The 20,127-nt window shown below is 69.9% G+C and carries 18 protein-coding genes; 11 read left to right on the plus strand and 7 right to left on the minus strand.

Going from position 1 to position 20,127, the window contains the following annotated elements:
* The first annotated feature begins 74 nt into the window (after nucleotides 1–74).
* Nucleotides 75–1,268 carry a PAS domain-containing protein gene (locus tag LIV37_RS13150; protein ID WP_121825523.1) on the plus strand — a complete coding sequence of 398 codons (1,194 nt, stop codon included), beginning with the start codon at nucleotides 75–77 and terminating at the stop codon, nucleotides 1,266–1,268.
* An 18-nt stretch (nucleotides 1,269–1,286) separates the two neighbouring features.
* On the opposite strand, the gene LIV37_RS13155 is transcribed toward LIV37_RS13150, so the two are convergent.
* Complete coding sequence (locus tag LIV37_RS13155; protein WP_020867608.1) at nucleotides 1,287–2,093, minus strand: SigB/SigF/SigG family RNA polymerase sigma factor; 807 nt, start codon at nucleotides 2,091–2,093, stop codon at nucleotides 1,287–1,289.
* A 227-nt stretch (nucleotides 2,094–2,320) separates the two neighbouring features.
* On the opposite strand from LIV37_RS13155, the gene LIV37_RS13160 reads away from it, so the two are divergent.
* From LIV37_RS13160 to LIV37_RS52570, 5 genes are all read left to right on the plus strand, one after another.
* Nucleotides 2,321–3,286, plus strand: a complete 966-nt coding sequence (locus tag LIV37_RS13160) for a TIGR03557 family F420-dependent LLM class oxidoreductase (RefSeq protein ID WP_020867609.1) — start codon at nucleotides 2,321–2,323, stop codon at nucleotides 3,284–3,286.
* A 63-nt stretch (nucleotides 3,287–3,349) separates the two neighbouring features.
* Nucleotides 3,350–5,155 (plus strand): thiamine pyrophosphate-requiring protein, encoded by a 1,806-nt coding sequence (locus LIV37_RS13165; protein ID WP_020867610.1) that lies wholly within the window; start codon nucleotides 3,350–3,352, stop codon nucleotides 5,153–5,155.
* A gap of 101 nt (nucleotides 5,156–5,256) precedes the next feature.
* Nucleotides 5,257–5,811: a type 1 glutamine amidotransferase domain-containing protein gene (locus LIV37_RS13170; protein WP_020867611.1), complete on the plus strand. Its 555-nt coding sequence runs from the start codon at nucleotides 5,257–5,259 to the stop codon at nucleotides 5,809–5,811.
* A complete protein-coding gene (locus LIV37_RS13175) occupies nucleotides 5,808–7,907 on the plus strand; it encodes a catalase (protein WP_020867612.1) in 2,100 nt (699 codons plus the stop codon). Before LIV37_RS13170 ends, LIV37_RS13175 begins: the two co-directional genes overlap by 4 nt.
* Nucleotides 7,908–8,280: 373 nt before the next feature.
* Nucleotides 8,281–9,359 (plus strand): IS630 family transposase gene (locus LIV37_RS52570; protein WP_420834370.1). Its coding sequence is split into 2 segments (ribosomal slippage): nucleotides 8,281–8,761 and nucleotides 8,761–9,359, totalling 1,080 coding nucleotides; the frame shifts between segments, so codons are not numbered across the junction.
* A gap of 10 nt (nucleotides 9,360–9,369) precedes the next feature.
* Here the strand turns inward: LIV37_RS52570 and LIV37_RS13190 are convergent.
* The 4 genes from LIV37_RS13190 to LIV37_RS13205 all read right to left on the minus strand — a co-directional run bounded on the left by LIV37_RS13190 (nucleotide 9,370) and on the right by LIV37_RS13205 (nucleotide 13,437).
* The gene (locus LIV37_RS13190; protein WP_020867615.1) at nucleotides 9,370–10,578 is read right to left on the minus strand and encodes a thiolase family protein; all 1,209 of its coding nucleotides are present in this window, start codon (nucleotides 10,576–10,578) and stop codon (nucleotides 9,370–9,372) included.
* Between the two features lie 367 nt (nucleotides 10,579–10,945).
* Entirely contained in the window at nucleotides 10,946–11,803 is an 858-nt protein-coding gene (locus LIV37_RS13195; RefSeq protein ID WP_020867616.1) for a 3-hydroxyacyl-CoA dehydrogenase family protein, read from the minus strand.
* Nucleotides 11,800–12,531 (minus strand): enoyl-CoA hydratase/isomerase family protein, encoded by a 732-nt coding sequence (locus tag LIV37_RS13200; RefSeq protein WP_020867617.1) that lies wholly within the window; start codon nucleotides 12,529–12,531, stop codon nucleotides 11,800–11,802. Before LIV37_RS13200 ends, LIV37_RS13195 begins: the two co-directional genes overlap by 4 nt.
* 153 nt (nucleotides 12,532–12,684) lie before the next feature.
* Nucleotides 12,685–13,437: an enoyl-CoA hydratase-related protein gene (locus LIV37_RS13205; RefSeq protein ID WP_201724422.1), complete on the minus strand. Its 753-nt coding sequence runs from the start codon at nucleotides 13,435–13,437 to the stop codon at nucleotides 12,685–12,687.
* Between the two features lie 178 nt (nucleotides 13,438–13,615).
* Between LIV37_RS13205 and LIV37_RS13210 the strand changes: the two genes are divergently transcribed.
* A complete protein-coding gene (locus tag LIV37_RS13210; RefSeq protein ID WP_020867619.1) occupies nucleotides 13,616–14,359 on the plus strand; it encodes a GntR family transcriptional regulator in 744 nt (247 codons plus the stop codon).
* Between the two features lie 55 nt (nucleotides 14,360–14,414).
* Here the strand turns inward: LIV37_RS13210 and LIV37_RS13215 are convergent, their stop codons facing one another.
* Together LIV37_RS13215 and LIV37_RS13220 are read right to left on the minus strand one after the other, a co-directional pair.
* Nucleotides 14,415–15,035, minus strand: coding sequence for a fumarate hydratase C-terminal domain-containing protein (locus tag LIV37_RS13215; RefSeq protein WP_020867620.1), 621 nt, complete (start codon nucleotides 15,033–15,035; stop codon nucleotides 14,415–14,417).
* A 5-nt stretch (nucleotides 15,036–15,040) separates the two neighbouring features.
* Complete coding sequence (locus tag LIV37_RS13220; protein WP_020867621.1) at nucleotides 15,041–15,910, minus strand: fumarate hydratase; 870 nt, start codon at nucleotides 15,908–15,910, stop codon at nucleotides 15,041–15,043.
* Nucleotides 15,911–16,084: 174 nt separating this feature from the next.
* Between LIV37_RS13220 and LIV37_RS13225 the strand changes: the two genes are divergently transcribed.
* From LIV37_RS13225 to LIV37_RS13240, 4 genes are all read left to right on the plus strand, one after another.
* On the plus strand, nucleotides 16,085–17,413 hold the full coding sequence (locus LIV37_RS13225) for an MFS transporter (protein ID WP_020867622.1): 1,329 nt from the start codon (nucleotides 16,085–16,087) through the stop codon (nucleotides 17,411–17,413).
* Nucleotides 17,414–17,459: 46 nt separating this feature from the next.
* Complete coding sequence (locus tag LIV37_RS13230; protein WP_202979642.1) at nucleotides 17,460–18,194, plus strand: GntR family transcriptional regulator; 735 nt, start codon at nucleotides 17,460–17,462, stop codon at nucleotides 18,192–18,194.
* Nucleotides 18,195–18,274: 80 nt separating this feature from the next.
* Complete coding sequence (locus LIV37_RS13235; RefSeq protein WP_055555029.1) at nucleotides 18,275–18,922, plus strand: glutathione S-transferase family protein; 648 nt, start codon at nucleotides 18,275–18,277, stop codon at nucleotides 18,920–18,922.
* Entirely contained in the window at nucleotides 18,919–20,088 is a 1,170-nt protein-coding gene (locus LIV37_RS13240; RefSeq protein WP_020867625.1) for a CaiB/BaiF CoA transferase family protein, read from the plus strand. The genes LIV37_RS13235 and LIV37_RS13240 overlap by 4 nt, the downstream gene beginning before the upstream one ends.
* Nucleotides 20,089–20,127 lie beyond the last annotated feature (39 nt).

Here is a 20,127-nt window from a genome sequence, read left to right on the forward strand (position 1 = left end):
TCGCCCCTCCACCCCCTTGAGTGGAAAACACCACCCATGCGGCCCCGCGAGTGCGGGCAGGCTACGGTGTGCCCATGCCAGACGCACAGGAGTTTGGTGCGGAGCTCTCAGACTTCCGCAGACGGGTGGATGAGTTGCGGACCGCGCGGGCGCTGCCCGCGCGGGAGCGGCCTTCCCTGCTGGACGCCGCTCTCTTCGAACTCCAGCATGTGGTGGACGTCCTGTGGCCACGGTACGAGGAACTGACGGCCGGCCCGTCCCGGAGCCCCGGCGGCGGCCGGGGCGACCCGCAGGAGCAGCAGCTGCTGCGGGCGCTGTTCCAGCGGCTGCCGATCGCCACGGTGCTGCTGGACCGCGATGCCGTGGTGCGGCGCATGAACTTCACCGCCACCCAGTTGTTCCACACCCGGGCCGGATACGCCACGGGTCGCCCGCTCACCGCCGCGCTGCGGCGCGACGGGCAGGCGGCGCTGCGCTCACAGGTCGCCGCGGTCGCGCGCGGCGAGGGCGACCGCAGTCTGACGGTGTGGCTGTCGCAGCCGCCGATCCACGGTGAGGTGCGGGTGACCCTGACCGCGCTGCGGCCGCCGGGCGAGCCCCATCCGGCGGTGCTGGCGGCGTTCCAGCCCGGGGTGGCCGGCCCGGCGGCGGAGGAAGGGGCGGCCGGGGCGTGGGCCCAGGAGTCCCGGCCGGATCTGGGCGAGGTGTCCCGCCATGCCGAGCTGCTGGACCTGGTGGACGACATGACGGCGGCGCTGCTGAGGGCGGCGCCGGCCGGGGACGGCCCGGAGGCGGCGCTGACCGCGGCCGCGGAGGTGCTGCACGGCCGGTTCGCGGACTGGGTGATCGCCGACCTGGCCCCGGAGAACGGTCCCGGCAACCCGCGCCGGGTGGTGGCGCTCGGCCCGCGGGACGCGGCGGGCGACCGTACGGCGCCCCTGGCGGAGCAGGACCCGGCCGACTGCCCGCTGGTGGTGGACGCGCTGTACGACGGGGCCTCCGCGCTGCGGGTGAGTCCGGTCGACGCCGACGCCTTCGGCCGGGACGCGACGGGCGCTCCGGTGCTGGTCCGGGAGGAGGTCACCTCGCTGCTGTGCATACCCCTGCGGGCCGGCGCGGGCCCGGTCCTGGGGGCGCTCACGCTCTTCCGTACCGGCGGGCGCGGCGCCTTCGAGATGGCGGAGGCGGGCGTGGCGGACCGGATCTCCCGCCATGTCGCCCTGGCCATGGCGCGCACGGCCGAGCGCGCCCCGGCCCCCGGGGCGTGATCCGCGTACGGCACCGGCTCAGGCGGCACGGGCACCGGCCTGCCTGCCCAGACGGGCGCAGGTGTCGCTGAGCAGGCGGGAGACCTGCATCTGGGAGATGCCGAGCCGGCCGGCGATCCGGCTCTGGGTCTCGTCGCAGAAGAACCTCAGGTAGAGGATCTTCCGCTCGCGCTCGGGGAGCCCGCGCAGACAGGGCTTGAGGGATTCGCGCTGAACGACCCGCTCGTAGGAGGGCTCGGTCGAGCCGAGGGTGTCCAGCAGGCCGAGGCCGTCGTCCGCGCCGCGCGGTTCCGCGTCCAGGGACAGCGGGGCGAAGCCGCCCCGGGCCGCCATGCCCGCGCGCACCTCCTCCTCGCTCAGGCCGGTGTGCGCGGCGATGTCGGCCACCTCCGGGGTGCGCGCGCCAGGTGAGCCGGTGAGCTCCCGGACGGCGTCGCGGACGTGGACGCGCAGCTCCTGGACCCGGCGCGGGACGTGCACACCCCACAGGTGGTCGCGGAAGTGCCGCTTGACCTCCCCGACCACGGTCGGGACGGCGTAGCTCTCGAAGGCCGAGCCACGGTCCGGGTCATAGCGCCTGACGGCCTTGACCAGGCCGACCATGGCGACCTGCCGCAGATCCTCGGTGGCCTCGCCGCGGTTGCGGAACTGGCCGGCGAGCCGCTCGGCCATGGGCATCCAGGCGCGTACGACGTCCTGGCGAAGGGCCTCCTTCGACGGCCCGTCCGGCAGGGTGGCGATCCGGCGGAACTCGGCGGAGGTGTCCGGGGCGTCGTCGTGCGGATGCCTGGGGTGTGCTCGGGGATGTGCTCGTACGGACGTCATACGCCGTATCTCCCTTGAGCTGTCGTCGGTCTCACCACGGAAGCAAAACCGGACGAAAAGGGTGATCCGGTGGTCACGCCTCTGGCGGCCGGGCCGCTCCCGTGGCGTGCCCCCGGTCCGAAGCACACAGAGCGCGTGCCCGTCCCGGGCCGGATCAAACGAGGTTTCCTTCCCTCAGCCCCGGTTACCCGTCGCATCTGCCGGAATCCGCGCTCGAGGAGGGCCCCATGACCGAGTACGGCTACTTCCTGGCCGCCGAAGAACACGGGCCCGCGGACCTGGTCGAGCAGGCCCGGATGGCGGAGCAGGCCGGTTTCAGTCATTTGTGGATCTCGGACCACTACCACCCGTGGAACGACGCCCAGGGCCAGAGCTCGTTCGTCTGGTCGGTGATCGGCGCCCTCGCGCAGGCCACCAGCCTGCCCGTACAGACCGCGGTGACCTGCCCCACCATCCGTATCCACCCCGCCATCGTGGCCCAGGCCGCCGCGACCAGCGCGGTGCTGCTGGAGGGCCGCTTCCGGCTGGGCGTGGGCAGCGGCGAGGCGCTGAACGAGCATGTGCTGGGCGACCGCTGGCCGCCCGCGCCGATCCGGCTGGAGATGCTGGAGGAGGCCGTGATGGTGATACGCCAGCTGTTCGAGGGGCGCCGCGTCACCCACCACGGCAAGCACTACACGGTGGAGAACGCCCGGCTGTACACCGTGCCCGAGGAGCCGGTGCCCATCGACATCGCGGCCTTCGGATCGGCCGCCGCCGCGCTGGCCGGACGGGTCGGCGACGGCTTCATCACCATGACCCCGGACGCGGAGCTGGTGGCGCGGTTCCGGCGCGGCAGCGGCGCCGGGGGCAACAGCAAAACGGCCAGCGGCGGGCTGAAGGTGGCTTACGGCCCCGATCCCGACGAGGCGCTGCGCACCGCCCACCGGCTGTGGCCGACCGAGGGGCTGCCCGGCGAGGTGCTGTCGACGCTGACCACCCCCGGCCAGTTCGAGCAGGCCGCCCGGCTCGTCACCCCCGAGCGGATCGCCGGGGAAGTGGTCTGCGGGGATGACGCGGAGGCGCATGTGGCCGCGCTGAACGCGTACGCGGCGGCCGGGTTCGACACCGTCTACGTCAATCAGATCGGCCCCGACCAGCGCGGCTTCTTCGACTTCTACCGCACGAAGGTGCTGCCGCAGGTGGCCGGTTGACAGCGATCGCCGAGCAGAGCGATCGCCGAGAGGAGCGATCGCCGAGAGGAGCGATGACCCACCATGACCATGAAAGTGGCCGACTACATCCTCGCCCGACTGTCGGAGTGGGGTGTCGAGCATGTGTTCGGCTACCCGGGGGACGGAATCAACGGCCTGCTCGCCGCATGGGGGCGGGCCGAGAACGAGCCCCGGTTCATCCAGGCCCGGCACGAGGAGATGGCCGCGTTCCAGGCCGTCGGCTACGCCAAGTTCAGCGGCCGCCTCGGCGTCTGCGCGGCGACCTCGGGCCCCGGCGCGATCCACCTGCTGAACGGGTTGTACGACGCCAAGATGGACCACGTCCCGGTGGTGGCCCTGGTCGGCCAGACCCACCGCAGCGCGATGGGCGGCTCGTACCAGCAGGAGGTGGATCTGCACAGCCTCTTCAAGGACGTGGCCTCCGACTTCCTGGAGACGGTCACCGTCCCCGAGCAGCTGCCCAACGTCCTGGACCGGGCCATCCGCACCGCCTACGCCCGCCGCGCCCCCACCGCCGTGATCATCCCGGCGGATGTGCAGGACCTCGACTACTCCGCGCCCACCCATGAGTTCAAGATGGTGCCCTCCAGCCTGGACCGCAGCGGCTGGTCCGCGGTGCCCTCCAACAGCGCGGTGGAGCGGGCCGCGGAAGTGCTGAACGCGGGCGAGCGGGTGGCGATCCTGGCCGGCCAGGGCGCCGCCGGGGCGCGCAAGGAGGTCCAGCAGGCCGCCGAGACCCTCGGCGCCGGAGTCGCCAAGGCGCTGCTCGGCCTCGATGTGCTCAGCGATGAACTGCCCTATGTCACCGGCTCCACCGGACTGCTGGGCACCCGGCCCTCGTACGAGCTGATGCGGGACTGCGACACCCTGCTGACCATCGGCTCCAGCTTTCCGTACAGCCAGTTCCTGCCGGAGTTCGGCAAGGCGCGCGGGGTCCAGATCGATCTCGATCCGCACATGATCGGGATGCGCTATCCGTACGAGGTCAATCTGGTCGGCGACGCCCGCGAGACCCTGCTGCGGCTGCTGCCGCTGCTGGAGCGCAAGGAGGCGCGGGACTGGCAGGAGGAGATCGTCGCGGGCGTACGGCGCTGGCGCGAGGTGATGGGCTCCCGCGCGGAGGTGTCCGCCGACCCGATCAACCCCGAGTACGTGGCCCACTGCCTGGACCCGCTGCTGCCCTCCGACACCATCGTCACCTGCGACTCCGGCTCCGTCGCCAACTGGTACGCCCGCCACTTGCGGATGCGCGGCGAGATGCGCGGCTCGCTGTCGGGCACGCTGGCCACGATGGGCTGCGGGGTGCCGTACGCGATCGGCGCCAAGTTCGCCCGTCCGGACCGGCCGGTGGTGGCGCTGGTCGGGGACGGCGCGATGCAGATGAACGGGCTGGCGGAGCTGATCACGGTGGCCAAGTACCGCCAGTTGTGGGAGGACCCCCGGCTGGTGATCGCCATCTGGAACAACCAGGACCTCAACCAGGTCACCTGGGAGATGCGCGCCATGGGCGGGGCGCCGCAGTTCCTGCCCTCGCAGGCGATCCCCGACGTCTCCTACGCCCGGTTCGCCGAATCGCTCGGCATGACCGGCATCCGGGTGGAGAAGCCCGAGCAGGTCGAGCGGGCCTGGAGGGAGGCGCTGAGCGCGGACGGCCCGGCGGTCGTGGAGTTCCTCACCGACCCGGACGTCCCCCCGATCCCGCCGCATGCCACCCGGGAGCAGATGGAGGCCACGGCCGAGTCGATCATCAAGGGCGACTCGGACCGGGCGGGCATGGTCCGGCAGGGCCTGAAGGCCAAGGTGCAGGAGTTCCTGCCGCACCGGAAGAAGACGTCGGACGACGCCTGACGCACCCGATGTTCCCGTTTCGACCCCGTCCGCGCTGGCTACCCGCCGCACCGGACGGATGGATACCCGGACCGGAACAGACCGGAAGGACGTGAGCAGCAATGAAGGTCGCCTTTCTCGTCGCCCCGGAAGGCGTGGAACAGGTCGAGCTGACCGACCCCTGGCAGGCGGTCCGGGACGCCGGGGGCACCCCCCGTCTGGTGTCCACCAAGCCCGGCCGCATCCAGGCGTTCGACCATCTCGACAAGGCGGACACCTTCGAGGTCGACCAGGTCGTGAAGGACGCCACGGTCGAGGAGTACGACGCCCTGGTGCTGCCCGGCGGGGTGGCCAACCCCGACTTCCTGCGCCTGGACAAGGCGGCCGTCGCCTTCGCCAAGGGCTTCTTCGACGCGGGCAAGCCGGTGGCCGCGATCTGCCACGCCCCCTGGACGCTGGTGGAGGCCGATGTCGTACGCGGCCGCACCCTCACCTCCTGGCCGAGTCTGCGCACCGACATCACCAACGCCGGCGGGACCTGGGTGGACGAGCAGGTCAAGGTCTGCACCGGCGGCCCCAACGCCCTGATCACCAGCCGTAAGCCGGATGACCTCAAGGCGTTCCGCGAGGCGTTCCTGGAGGAGTTCGCGAAGACGACGAAGGGATCGGCACGATGACGGAGGACCGCAAGGAGCGGCAGCGCGACATCTACCGCGCGCCCGACCCCGCCGAAGGACCGCTGACCACCGACCAGGGCGTGGCCGTCGACCACACCGACGACTCCCTCACCGTGGGCGAACGCGGCCCGACCCTGATGGAGGACTTCCACTTCCGCGAGAAGCTGACCCATTTCGACCATGAGCGCATCCCGGAGCGGGTGGTGCACGCGCGGGGCGCGGGCGCGTACGGCTACTTCGAGCCGTACGAGTCCTGCGCGGAGTTCACCCGCGCCGCCTTCCTCCAGGATCCGTCCGTGCGCACCCCGGTCTTCGTGCGGTTCTCCACCGTGCAGGGCCCGCGGGGCTCGGCGGACACGGTGCGGGACGTACGGGGCTTCGCGACGAAGTTCTACACCTCGGAGGGCAACTACGACCTGGTCGGCAACAACATGCCGGTCTTCTTCATCCAGGACGGGATCAAGTTCCCGGACTTCGTGCACGCGCTCAAGCCGGAGCCGCAGAACGAGATCCCGACCGGCGCCTCCGCCCATGACACCCTGTGGGACTTCGTCTCGCTCCAGCCCGAGACCATGCACATGATGATGTGGCTGATGTCGGACCGGGCGATTCCGCGCAGCTACCGGATGATGCAGGGCTTCGGGGTGCACACCTTCCGCTTCGTGGACGCCCAGGGCCGCGGCACCTTTGTGAAGTTCCACTGGAAGCCGAAACTGGGCGTCCACTCGCTGGTGTGGGACGAGGCGCAGGAGTGCCAGGGCCGCGACCCGGACTTCAACCGGCGCGATCTGTGGGACGCGATCGAGGCGGGTCAGTACCCCGAGTACGAGCTGGGGGTGCAGCTGATCCCGGAGGAGGACGAGTTCAACTTCGAGGTCGATCTGCTCGACGCCACGAAGATCATTCCGGAGGAGCAGGTGCCGGTGCGGCCGATCGGCCACATGGTCCTGAACCGCAACCCGGACAACTTCTTCGCGGAGACCGAGCAGGTGGCCTTCCACACCGCGAACGTGGTCCCCGGCATCGACTTCACCAATGACCCGCTGCTCCAGGCCCGTAACTTCTCGTACCTGGACACCCAGCTGATCCGGCTGGGCGGGCCCAACTTCTCCCAGCTCCCGGTCAACCAGCCGGTCACCCCCGCCCGGACCAACCAGCGGGACGGCTACCACCAGACCATGCTCCACAGGGGGACGAACTACTCCCCCAACTCGCTCGGCGGCGGCTGCCCGGCCCTCGCCGGAGCGGACGGCTACGCCTTCTCCCACTACGCGGAGCGGGTCGAGGGCCACAAGATCCGCGAGCGGAGCGAGTCCTTCAAGGACTTCTACAGCCAGGCCGCGCTGTTCTGGAACAGCATGAGCGACTGGGAGAGGCGCCATATCGTCGACGCCTTCCGCTTCGAACTGGGCAAGGTCGGCGCGGTGCACGTACGGGAGCGCACGGTCGAGCAACTGGCCCAGGTCGACTACGACCTTGCCTCGCAGGTCGCCCAGGGCATCGGCGTGGCGCTGCCGGAACCCGGCGCCAACAACCACAAACCCCAGGCCTCGCCCGCCCTGAGCTTCGAGAACCTCCAGGGCGACGGCTCGATCCGCACCCGCCAGATCGCGGTACTGGTCATGGACGGCGTGGACACCGGCCAGCTCACCCAGGCCCAGGAGGCCCTCACCGCCCAGGGCGCCATCGTCGAGGCCCTCGCCCCGCACGACGGCAAGGTCGTCGGCGCCGACGGCAACGGCTACGCCGTGGACCGCGCCCTCCCCACGGTCGCCTCCGTCCTCTACGACGCCGTCCTCCTCCCCGGCGGCCCCACCGGCACCCCCGGCCTGGCCTCCGACAGCGAGGCCATGCGCTTCGTCCGCGACGCCTACCGCCACGGCAAACCCATCGCGGCCCTGGGCTCCGGCGTCGGCATCCTCTCCTCCCTCGACCCGGAAGGCCTCCACATCGCCTCCGGCCACGGCCACGTCTGCACCGACCGAGGCGTCGTCACGGACACCACGACGGGCGCGGCGAGCGAGGAATTCACCCATGCCTTCACCGAAGCCATAGCCGCCCACCGCCACTGGGACCGGCCCAGGGTCCGCTGCTGAATTCCGCGGGGCGCGGTGGGCCGACATGCGGGTGGGGGGTGTGCGCGGAGTTCGCCTCCGCGCACACCCCCCACCCGTTCCGTTGCCCGTTCGGTTGGTACGTGTGCGGGTGCGGGTGCGAGAGTGCGCTTGCGCGCGGGAGCGGCGGGCGGCCCCGGTCACGTTCGGGCAACCCAGCCCCTCCGGCGTTATCCAGCCCCTCCGGCGCTTCTGGCGTTATCCAGCCCCTCCGGCGTTTGAGGAGCGGGGCCCGGGGCGGAGCCCCGGCGGGCGCGAGGGGGCGGAGCCTCCTCCTTACTGACTTCGGCGTTTTGGGGTCTGGATTTGCGTCGGGACCGGTGACGCGGTCTGTCCGGGCTGGTACGCCGGAGGCATGCGGTATCCGGACGGGGGCGGGCTGACCGCCGAGCAGCGCAGGCGCAGGGAAGAAGTACGGATGCGGGCCGTCGACCTCTTCGAGGAGGGCATGGAAGTCCCGTGGATTGCCCGGGAGTTACGGGTGAGTGAGAAGTCGGTCTATCGGTGGCGCCGCACCTGGAGGACGGGCGGGCGCGAGGCGCTGCGTTCCCAAGGCCCCTCTGGCTACAACTGTCGGCTTGGCCCCCGGCTGCAGGCCAAGCTCGCGATGTGGCTGGATGAGGGGCCGGCCGCGCATGGCTGGGCGGACGACCAGGTGTGGACCGCAGCAAGGGTGCGCACGCTGATCGGGCGGAAGTTCCACATCTCCTACAGCGTCTCCGGGGTGACCCGGCTGCTGCACCGGATGGGCTACAGCGTGCAGATGCCGGCCCGGCCCGCCACCGAACGTGACGAGGACGCGATCACCGCATGGCGGGAGGCGACCTGGCGGGAGGTAAAACCCTCCGGGCGGCGACCGGCGCGTTCATCTGCTTCGAGGACGAAGCGGGTGTGACCGGCCGGCCGCCCAAGGGCCGCACCTGGGGCCGGCGCGGCATCACCCCGAGGGTCAAGGCGTCCGGCCGCAGCCGGGGACGGCTCTCGGTGGCCGGGCTGCTGTGCTTCCGGCCGGGCCTGCCCACCCGTCTGTGCTACCGGCTGCGCCGGCATACCGGCCGCAAGGGCGAGCGTCGCTCGCTGGGCGAGAGCGACTACATCCGCCTGCTCGATGGCGCCCACCAATTGCTGAAGGCCCCACTGATCGTGGTGTGGGACCGGCTGAGCACCCACATTTCCAAGACCATGAAGGCACTCGTTGCCGAGCGGCACTGGCTGACAGTGGTTCTGCTGCCCGGGTATGCGCCCGACCTCAACCCGGTGGAGGGCCTTTGGGCACACATCAAGCGGAGCCTGGCCAACCTGGCCGCCCGCACCCTCAGCGAGTTGGAGACTCTGCTCCGCAGGCGGCTCAAGGCGCTGCAGTACCGGCACGGCATCCTCGGCGGATTCCTCGCCGGGACGGGGCTCGCTCTCGACAGACCGGACGGACCCTAATACTCCGAAGTCAGTAATCGGCGTGTGGGGCGGGCGTAGCGACGGTCTCGGTGTTCTCCAGGACAACTGCGAGGCCCTGGCCCACGCCGATGCAGAGTGCGGCGACACCGTAGCGTTCGCCTCGTTCCCGCAGGGCCTTGGCCAGGGTGCCGAGGATGCGACCCCCGGACGCGCCGAGGGGGTGGCCGATGGCGATCGCGCCGCCGTGGACGTTGACGATCGAGGGGTCGACCCGCCACGCGTCGATGCAGGCGAGCGACTGGACGGCGAAGGCTTCGTTGAGCTCGATGGCGCCGACCTGCTCCCAGCTGATACCTGCGCGTGCGAGGGCTCGGTTGGCGGCCTCTACGGGGGCGTAGCCGAACATCTGCGGCTCCAGGGCCGACGTGCCGCGGCCGGCGATCCGTGCGACCGGGTCCAGCCCTATGGCGAGAGCGGCCCGGTCTGAGCCGAGGAGCAGCGCGGAGGCGCCGTCGTTGAGTGGGCTGGCGTTGCCCGCGGTGATGGTGCCGTCCGTACGGAACACGGGTCGCAGGCCTCCCAGCACCTCGGCGGTGGTGGTTGAGCGGATGTTCTCATCCCGGGTGAGGCCGGTGCCGGGCACGGGACTGACCAGGTCGTCGTAGAAGCCGGATTCCCACGCCTGGTGCGCCAGTTCGTGGGAGCGTGAGGCGAACTCGTCCTGCCGTGCGCGGGAGATGCCGAGCTTTTCTCCCAGTTGCTCGTTCGCCTCACCCAGGCTGACGGTCCACTCGGCGGGCATCCGGTCGTTGACGAGCCGCCAGCCCAGGGTCGTCGAGACCGCGGTGACATCGCCCGCCGGGTACGGCCGGTCGGACTTGGGCAGCACCCACGGTGCGCGCGTCATCGATTCGACTCCGCCGGCCAGTACGATTTCGGCGTCGCCGGTCTCGATTTGCCGGCTGGCGACCATCGCCGCGTCGAGGCCGGATCCGCACAGTCGATTGACCGTCGTGCCGGGCACGCTTACGGGGAGTCCGGCCAGCAGCCCGGCCATCCGGCCCACATTGCGGTTTTCCTCGCCCGCGCCGTTGGCGTTGCCCCATACGACCTCGTCGATTCGGGCCCTGTCGAGTTCCGGCGCCTTGTCGAGTACCGCGGCGATCGCGTGTGCGGCGAGGTCGTCGGGGCGTACGCCGGCCAGTGCCCCGTTGAACCGTCCGAACGGTGTGCGAGCCGCAGCGTAGAGATATGTCATCGATCGTTCTTTCGTTCGCGGGCGGGTCTGCGAGGTCCTCCGCCGGTGACCTCAGTTGCCGTGCCCGTGATGTGCGAGGGGTCACTGGCGAAGGAAGAGCACGGCGTCGGCGGCGTCTTTGACCGTGCCTGTCCGGCCGAGCGGTACATCCTTGGGCCGCCGGTCGGTGTTGACCGGGCCCCGTGCCGTGCCGCTTCGTCGGCCGTGGCCTGCGCCGGGCCGGTGAGCCCGGCTCCGGCCTTCGCTGTAGTTCGTCGGGGTGGGTCTTTCGGGTCGGCGGAGATGGACAACCACGTGGGTGATCGCCGCGGGTAGCGGTAGCGCGCGTCGCGGCCGATGCCGATCCGTACTCCGAGTACGTAGCTGGTCACCGAGGCCAGGCGTGGAAGCCCTGTCCGGTCTTGCGGCCCAGTTGTCCCGCGGTGACCTTGTCACGTAGCAGTTGCGGTGGGGCGAACCGGTCTCCGAGGGTGCGATGCAGGTGGTCGGCGATGGCCAGACGCACATCGAGGCCGACGAGATCGGTGGAGCGCAGCGGTCCCATGGGATGGCCGTAGCCCAGTTCCATGGCGGTGTCGATGGCGTCGGCGTCGGCAACGCCCTCTTCCAGCATGCGGATCGCTTCCAGACCGAGCAGGACACCGAGGCGGCTGGTGGCGAACCCGGGCGAGTCGCGTACGAGCACGTCCTTCTTCCCGAGCGCTCCCACATACCCGAGCACCTGGTCGCGGACGGTGTCCGAGGTGGCCGGTGAGGTGACCACCTCGACCATCTTGGAGGCGGGAACGGGATTGAAGAAGTGCATGCCCAGGAAGCGTTCGGGGTGTTCAAGGGCGGCCGACAGTTCGCTCACCGACAGCGAACTGGTGTTGGTGGCGAGGACGGTCCGTGCGGAGACCACCTGCTCGACGGCGGTGAGCACGTCGGCCTTCAGGGCCGTGATCTCCGGTACCGCTTCCACCACGAGATCGGCTTCCTCGGGCAGCTCGGACACGTCGGGCACCAGGTCGAGCCTGCTGAGCACGTCGGCGGGATCGGCATTCGACTTGCCCCGCTGGACGGCCCGTTCGAGGCTGTCCGCGATGCGTGCGCGGGCGGTGTCGGCGGCCTGTGGCGAGCTCTCGACCACGGTCACGTGCGCGCCTGCGGCGGCGAAGACCTGGGCGATTCCTCCCCCCATCCGGCCGCCGCCGATCACTCCGATCCGGTGGGGTACCGCTGTCATCGGGTCTCCTTGGTCAGGAACCGGGCCATCCGGTCACGCTTGTCGTCCGTCTCGAACAACACCGCCTGCGCGAGGTCGTCCACGTAGGGGTGTCCGCCCGGGGAGTCCACGACGAGCTTCGTGAGTCGCAGGGCGGCAGCGGACGAGCGCGTCATGCGGTCCAGCAGCCCGTGGGCCCGCGTGTGCAGGTCAGCGGCCGGCACCACGTCGGCGACCAGGCCCAGGCGGTGGGCGCGCTCCGCGTCCAGGCGTATCCCGCCGAGCAGGACTTGTTTGGCGACGGAGGTACCGACGAGATCGGCCAGTCGCCAGCAGGCCCCGGCGGCGGCGATGATGCCAAGGCCCGGCTCGGGGTTGCCGAAGAGGGCCGTCTGTGAAGCGATGCGTATGTCGCAGGCGAAGGCGAGCTCCGCGCCACCGCCCAGCGCGTAGCCGTCGACAGCGGCGACGGTGGGCTGCTGAAGCCGGGCCAGGCGGTCGAAGAGGCGGCTGTTGATGCCCTGCAGGGCATCCTCCCGGCCTCGCCCGGCCAGTTCGGCGATGTCGGCACCGGCAGCGAAGACCCCGCCGGAACCGGTCAGCAGCAGGGGCTTCGGGCGTGCCTCCAGTTGCGTGCACACTTCGTGGAGTTCAGCGATCATCGCCGCGTTGATGGCGTTGCGGGCATCTGGCCGGTTCAGCGTGACGACGGTCCGGTCGTCACGTTCGTCGATGGTCACGGTGTTCACGGGACTCGCACCGTCTCCGGGCAGGGGACGGGGGCGGCCCGGGGTACTTGGCAGACGCCTGCCGCGGCTCGCGGGGTGCCGGTCGTGCGGAGGTACTCACTCACGGGGAACTCTTCCTGAGGGGTGGCATGTGCTCGGCTCGACTGGCTCTGCTCAGCCCTCCGCGACGCCGGGCCAGGACCAGACCGCCTCGCGCTTGTCCAGGACGGCCTTCGCCGCCTCTGCGGCATCCGGGTGAGCACCGAGCCGCAGCGTGTAGACCTGCTCGGCGGCGTACCCCGGCCGGACAGGCAGGTTCTCGGCCTCGTTGAGGGCCTGCTTGGCCAGCCGGAGGCCGAGCGGGCTCTTCGCGGCGATCCGGGCGGCCAGCTCCCGGGCCTCAGTAAGGATCGCGTCGGGCGCGGCGACGTGCTGGACCAGTCCGGTGCGGTATGCCTCGGCCGCGTCCACGGGGTCGCCGGTGAGGTACATGAGCCGGACCTGCCCCTGGGGCAGCAGCCGCATCAGGTGGGCGCCGCCGCCACAGCGGCCGGCGTTGATCTCGGGCAGTCCGATCCGCGCGTCATCGGCGGCGTAGCGGATGTCGCAGCAGGCGCCGAGGACCGCCCCGGCACCGACCGCGGCTCCGTTGATCACGGCGATGGTGGGGAGTGTGCAGTCGAGGATGGCCTCGTAGGCGGTCCGCGCCATCCGCTGCCGGAACTCGGCCGCGCTCTCGGAGGGAGAGACCGCCTCCACCGGTTGCTTGATGTCGGCCCCGGCGCTGAAGATCCGCACAGCGGACCGGAGGATGACCGCGTGTACGTCGGTCCGGGTCGACAGCTCACGGAAGACGGTGATGAGCGTCTCGTACATCCCGACGGTCACCGCGTTGACCGGAGCACGGTCGAGTACTACTTCAGCCACCTGACCGTGAATCTCCAGGCGGACGCCGTGCACGGTCGTTGGATTGTCTGCAGATGCTGTCATGTGACTGGACTCTACACAGAAGGAACTTACGATCCAAGTAAACTGGATACAGCTTTTGGAAGTCTTCTCACCGTCTGGAGGGAAGATCGGGTCCGCTAATGTGGGTTCTGTGTCCATGACTCCCGCTCCTTCTTCCGGTGAACGCCCGCATGACCTGGCCGGCGACACCATGACCCTCGCGTACGAGCACGTGCGCGACGCGATCCTCCGGGGCGAGCTGAGGCCCGGAACATGGATCTCCCAGGTGCGGCTGGCGGCGGACCTGCGCGTCAGCCGGACGCCGCTGCGCGAGGCGCTGCGGCGGCTGCAGACCGAAGGGCTGGTGCAACTGGACTTCAACCGCAGGATCCGGGTCGCTCCGCTGTCCATCCCGGACCTGGAGGCCTTGTACGCGATGCGGCTGGCTGTCGAACCGCTGGCGGTACTGCTGTCGGTGCCGCAGCTCACCGCGGAGGACGTCAGCGAGTTGGAAGCGGCGCTGACGGCCATGGAGACGGCGGCGTCGGACGGCGATGAGGAAAGGGCCACGGACCATCACTGCCGGTTCCACTTCCTGCTCCTGTCCCGCACGGAGGACCGGCTGCGGACACACGCGGAGTCGATGTGGGACCACTCGGTGCGCTATCTGCGCATCTACCACCACGAGCCCGACTACCGGCTGGCCCTCATCTCGATGGGACGGACCGGCCACCAGGAGATCCTGGGGGCGGCGCAGGCGCGGGACGGCCGGCAGGCCTCCCGGCTGGTCGCCGAGCATCTTGCACGCACGGCGCTGACCGTCCTCGCGTCCGTGGCGGGAGCCCACGACCCGAAGACGATCCGTGAGGCCCTGCGCTTCGTCCTCGACTCTGCCGGCTGACGACGTCCCAGAAAAGACAGGCGCAGTGCAGACTGCGTCAGCTTCTGGATACAGTTCATCGGATCTCCCGCGCCTCGGCGAGCCCGCTGAGAATGTCCGGAAGCCTGGCCTGGGCGTCGTCTCTGAGGTCCCGGTAGATGCTCGCGCCGTGCGTGTCGATCCCGACCGTCAGCGGCCCCAGCCGTTCGACCTCGACCCGCACGAGGCGGTAGTGCTCCACCATCTCGGTCCAGTGCACCGCTGTGACGCGTCTGATGGCGTCCGAGAGCAGCGTGCAGCCGCCGCCGAGGAAGGAGAGGTAGACGCAACCAATGTCGCGCATGGCCGCCGCCGACTCGTCGCCGAGACCGCCCTTGCCGCCGGCGAAGCGGATGCCGAGTCCGCGGATGAGTTCCGGCATCTCGGCGTTGAACCGCGTGCTCGTGGTGGGGTTGAGGTAGCGGAGCCTGTACTCGCCTCCGGCCTCTTCGCCCAGGCTGCCCACGTGGAACAGCGCGCGGCCCCGCAGGCCGAGGGGTGGCGCGATACCCTGGTGCAGCTCGCTCAGCAGGCGCCGGTAGGCCGGCAGTCCCGCGGAGATGACGATCTCCCCGGTCAACCGAACCAGGTCGCCGGCGCGCAGCTCCCGGACCAAGTGCTCGTCGGCGGGCAGCTCGATGTCCCGTATCTCGGCCATGGTCCTCACTCCGTCTCGGTGACGGTGCCGTCGTTGCTGATCCGTACCCGCGTGCGGCGATCGATCCAGCAGTTGAAGCACACGGCGACAGGTGTGAACCCGTGCCCGGAGGCGTAGTCGACGTGCACGGCCATGGCGGTGGTGGCGCCTCCAGTGCCCATCGGGCCGAAGCCGGTCTTGTTCACCGCTTCGAGCAGGCGTTTTTCCATGTCGGCGATGAGCGGTTCGGGATGGCTCTGGCCTATCGGCCGCACCACTGACTCCTTGGCCAGCTTGGTGGCGTAGTCGAAGGTGCCGCCGATGCCGACGCCCACGACCACGGGCGGACATGCCTGGGAGCCGGCCGTGAGGACGACCTTCATGATGTACTCCTCGATCTCGGCGATCGAGGGGAACGTGAAGATCTCCAGTGCGGCCCACCGTCCGGAGCCGAGCGCCTTGGGCGAGCAGATGATCTCTACGTCGTCGGCGCCGTCGACCAGGTCGAAGGTCACGATGGGCATGTCCTTGCCGGCGTGACCGCGCTCGTTGGTCAGCGGGTTGGTGACGTGTTTGAGGAGCGGCGGGTCGGACGCGGCCACGAGCTCGGCGAACCCGTCGCGGATCGCCCGCTTGACGTCGCCGTCGAACCTCGCCTGGGTCCCGACCCGGATCTGGTACGTCGGCACTCCGGAGTCACTGCAGAGGAAGTGCCCGCGTTCCTCGGCCGCGGTAGCGTTGGCCACCATCAGGTCCAGGGTGTTGCGCGCGACGGGGTTCGTCTCCCGGGTCCGGGCGCCCGCCAGGGCCTTCTTCGCGTCGGCGGGCACCGCCCGCAGCGACCGCGCGTACATCTGGGACGTGACGCTTTTCAGCACGTCATAGGTGATCGCCAAGGTTTCGTTCCTCCTGTGGCTCTGACAACGCCGACTCAACGAACCTAGCGCGGAAAATCGCAACAATCAAAAAGTTAGGTCATTGACTTTTGCCTGGTCGCTGCCTAGCGTCCTCGCCAGCGCCGCGACGGTGCGTCTCTCCGTCGCGAACTCTCAACGATGAGGAGCCAGCCGATGGCGACGGAAGCCACGCCGGATACCCGGCCGGAGAGCACTGGGCGCCCGCAGTCCGACGCGGTCTACCGGAAAATCAAGTGGCGCATCCTGCCGCTGCTCGTGGTGTGCTACGTGGTCGCGTTCATCGACCGTTCCAATATCGGGTTCGCGAAGCTCGAGTTCTCCGCGGACCTCGGATTCTCCGACGCGGTGTTCGGTCTCGGAGCGTCTCTGTTCTACCTGGGATACGTGCTGTTCGAGGTGCCGAGCAACCTGATGCTGCACAAGGTCGGGGCCCGCAAGACGTTCCTGCGGATCATGGTGCCGTGGGGCCTTGTGTCCGCGGTCACCGCCTTCATGGCGTCCCCGGGCCACTTCTACGCGGTGCGGTTCCTCCTCGGCGTCTTCGAAGCGGGCTTCTTCCCCGGGGTCCTGCTCTACCTGTCGTACTGGATCCCCTCGAAGCGGCGGGCGAGCACTAACGCGACGTTCCTGTCCGCGATGGCGATCTCGGGTATCGTCGGCGGCCCCGTATCCGGCGGGATCATGGACGCCATGGACGGCTTCGGGGGCATGGACGGCTGGCAGTGGGTCTTCCTGGTGGAGGGGTTGCCTGCCTGTCTGCTCGGCGTCGTGGTGTACTTCGTGCTCAGTGACGGCCCGGAGTCGGCGCGCTGGCTCAGCGCGGACGAACGCCGCCTCGTGGCCGACGAGGTCGAGGGCGACCGGCCCACCGGGGACAATGTCCCGCACTCCTACGGCGCCGCCCTGCGCAATGGGCGGTTCTGGGGTCTGGCCGCGCTCGGTTTCGGCATCATGACCAGTACGAGTGGCCTGTTCCTGTGGCTTCCCACGATCCTGAAGGACGCCGGCTCGCTCAGCGTGGTGCAGATCGGGCTGCTGAGCGCGGTGCCGTTCGCCGCGGCGGTCGTCGTCCAGTACCTCAACGCCCGCCATTCGGACCGGACCCAGGAGCGCCGCGTGCACGCCGGACTGCTCGCCCTGGTGGGAACCGTCGGCTGGCTTCTGCTGCCGCTGGTAGCGCGGCAGACCGGGCTCGCGCTCGTGGTCCTCACGCTGATCGCCGTGGGAACGATGGGAGCGATGGGACCCTTCTGGAGCATGCCGGCCGCGCTGCTCACGGGTACCGCGGCTGCGGGTGGTATCGCCACCATCACCGCCTTCGCGGGCATCGGCAACCTGATCACGCCCGCCGTCACCGGATGGCTGAGCAGCGCGACCGGCACTCAGGCGTACAACCAGCTGCTCTACGGGGTGGTTCTGGGAGTCGGCACGTTGCTGATGTTCCTCCTCATCCGTCCGGAGCGCACCGGGGCCAGGGCCTGACCCGCACGTGTCCCCGCCGTACGACCGGTTTGCAACAATGGCCGATATGGCTATCACCCCTCACGGCAACAGCGCCGGCGTTGCCCGATACAGTCAGTTGGCCACGATCTTCCGGCGGCGTATCGAGTCGGGTCACTGGGTCGTGGGGGAGCGCATTCCCACCGTTGTGGAGTTGGCGGAGGAGTGGAGTGTCGCGCCCGCCACGGTCCGGCAGGCGCTCGGACTGCTCGAAGAGGCCGGGCTGATCGAGCGGTACCGGGCCAAGGGAACGTTCGTCAGGCGGCGGCCGCAGCAGGATCTGTGGTGCGAGGTCCCCACCGACTGGAACGGCCTGTTGCTCTCCCCTCCCGGCATCGAGGTCGAACTGCTGTCGAGTGACGTCGCTGCCCAGCCGCCGTATGTCGAGCACGCCGACGGTACGTCGGCGCCGTCGTACCGGCACTGGCGGCGGCGCCACTCCCGCGACGGGCGTCCCTACTACCTGGGCGACGCCTACATCGCGGAGCGGTGGGCCGCGCGGATCACGGACGAACAGCTCGCCGAGAACACGACGCTGCGGATGCTCAAGGAGATGCCGGGCCTGCACCTGGCCACAGTGCATCAGACCCTCACGATCGTGATGGCCGACGTCGAACTCAGCAGCGACCTCGATGTCCCGCTGAACTCGCCGATCGCGCGGCTCCAGCGCACGGCGGTCGACGCGGAGGGGGTCGTGGTCTTCGTCGGGGACGGCATGTACCGAGGTGACGTGGTCCGACTGGACATCTCCGTCCACTCCTGACGCCGGGGCGACTTGCCGCCGGCGGGGACAACCTTTACCGTAAAAAGCTATAAAGCTGTATCAATGACTTAGGAGTGTTGGTGCGACTGTTCTGGTCCCCGAAGTCACCGTTCGTCCGCAAGGTCATGGTCGTACTGCACGAGACGGACCAAGTGGGCGACGTCGACACCGTGCGCACTCCGGTGCAGATGGCCGAGCCCAATCCCCAGGTGCTGGAGGCCAATCCGCTCAACAAGATCCCCACACTGCTGCTCGACGACGGGCGGGTCCTGCTGGATTCGCGGGTGATCTGCGAGTTCTTCGCCCGAAGGGCGAATGACACGGCGCTGTACCCGAACGACGACGCGGGCTACTTCGAGGCGACCTCGCTCCAGGCCCTCGGCGACGGCCTGCTCGACCTGCTCCTCGTGTGGCGCAACTGGCATCGCGACCGCGGGCTCGCCCATGACGCCGCCGACCCCTACCTCGACGCCTTCGGCCTGAAGGTCACCACGACGCTCGACCACCTGGAGTCCCGCGCCGGCGAACTCGGCGAGCGCTTCGACATCGGCCGGGTCTCGATCGCGATCGCCCTGGCGCACCTGGACTTCCGCTGGGGTGTCCTGGACTGGCGCGCTGGGCGGCCGAACCTCGCCGCATGGCACGCCGAGGTGTCCGACCGCCCGTCGATGCGCGCTACGCGGATCCTCGACGACTCCGCCACTCTCGCCGACGGGAGCGCGTCGTGACGGGCCCGCTGACGCACGTGCGCGTCCTCGACCTGAGCCGCATCATGGCAGGGCCGTGGGCCGGACAGGTGCTCGCCGACCTCGGCGCCGACGTCATCAAGGTCGAACGGCCCGGCACCGGCGACGACACCCGCTCCTGGGGACCGCCGTTCCTCGACACGGAATCCGGCTACTTCCTCTCCGTCAACCGAGGCAAGCGCTCGGTCACCGCGGACCTCGCCACCGACGAGGGACAGGAACTCGTCCGCAGGCTCGCCGCCACCAGCGACATCGTGCTGGAGAACTTCAAAGCCGGCACGCTCGACCGGTACGGACTGGGCTACGAGGACCTGCGGGCCGTCAAGCCCGACCTCATCTACTGCTCGATCACCGGCTTCGGCCAGACCGGCCCGCGCCGCGACCAGGCCGCCTACGACTTCATGATCCAGGCTATGGGCGGGCTGATGAGCGTCACCGGCGAACCCGACGGCCGCCCCGGAGGAGGCCCGCAGAAGGTCGGCATCCCGGTGGTGGACCTCTTCACCGGCATGTACGCGGCCACCGGGGTCCTGGCGGCCCTCGCCCACCGGGACCGCACCGGGGAGGGTGACCACATCGACCTCGCCATGCTCGATGTCCAGGTCGGCATCCTCGCCAACCAGGCGATGAACCACCTGATCTCCGGGGACGTGCCGGTCCGCCGCGGCAACCGTCACCCGAACATCCAGCCCCAGGACGTGTACCCCTGCCGGGACGGCCACCTCGTCGTCGCGGTCGGCAACGACGGCCAGTTCGTCCAGTTCTGCGAGGCACTCGGCAAGCCCGAACTCGCTACCGACCCCGACTACGCCACCAACAAGGCCCGCGTGCGCAACGTCGAAGCGCTCACCGCCCTCATCCGGGAGACGCTGGCCGGCGGCGATCTGGAGCACTGGCTGCACGAACTCGGCAGCCGTTCGGTGCCGTGCGGTCCCATCAACACCGTGCCGATGGCCTTCGCCGACGAGCAGGTGCGCCATCGCGGCATGGTCCGAAAACTGCCGCACCCGACCCTGGGTTCCGTTCCCCAGGTGGTCAGCCCTCTGCGCTTCCGCAACGCCGCGCTCGACTTCGTCATGGCCCCGCCGCTGCTGGGACAGCACAGCGCAGAGGCCACCGACGGTCTGACAGCTCGCAACCGCACCTGACGAACCGACCCCCCACCTCTGTGAACCATCGAGAAGCAG

Origin of the sequence: Streptomyces rapamycinicus NRRL 5491 (assembly GCF_024298965.1) — a bacterium.
GTDB classification, from domain to species: domain Bacteria; phylum Actinomycetota; class Actinomycetes; order Streptomycetales; family Streptomycetaceae; genus Streptomyces; species Streptomyces rapamycinicus.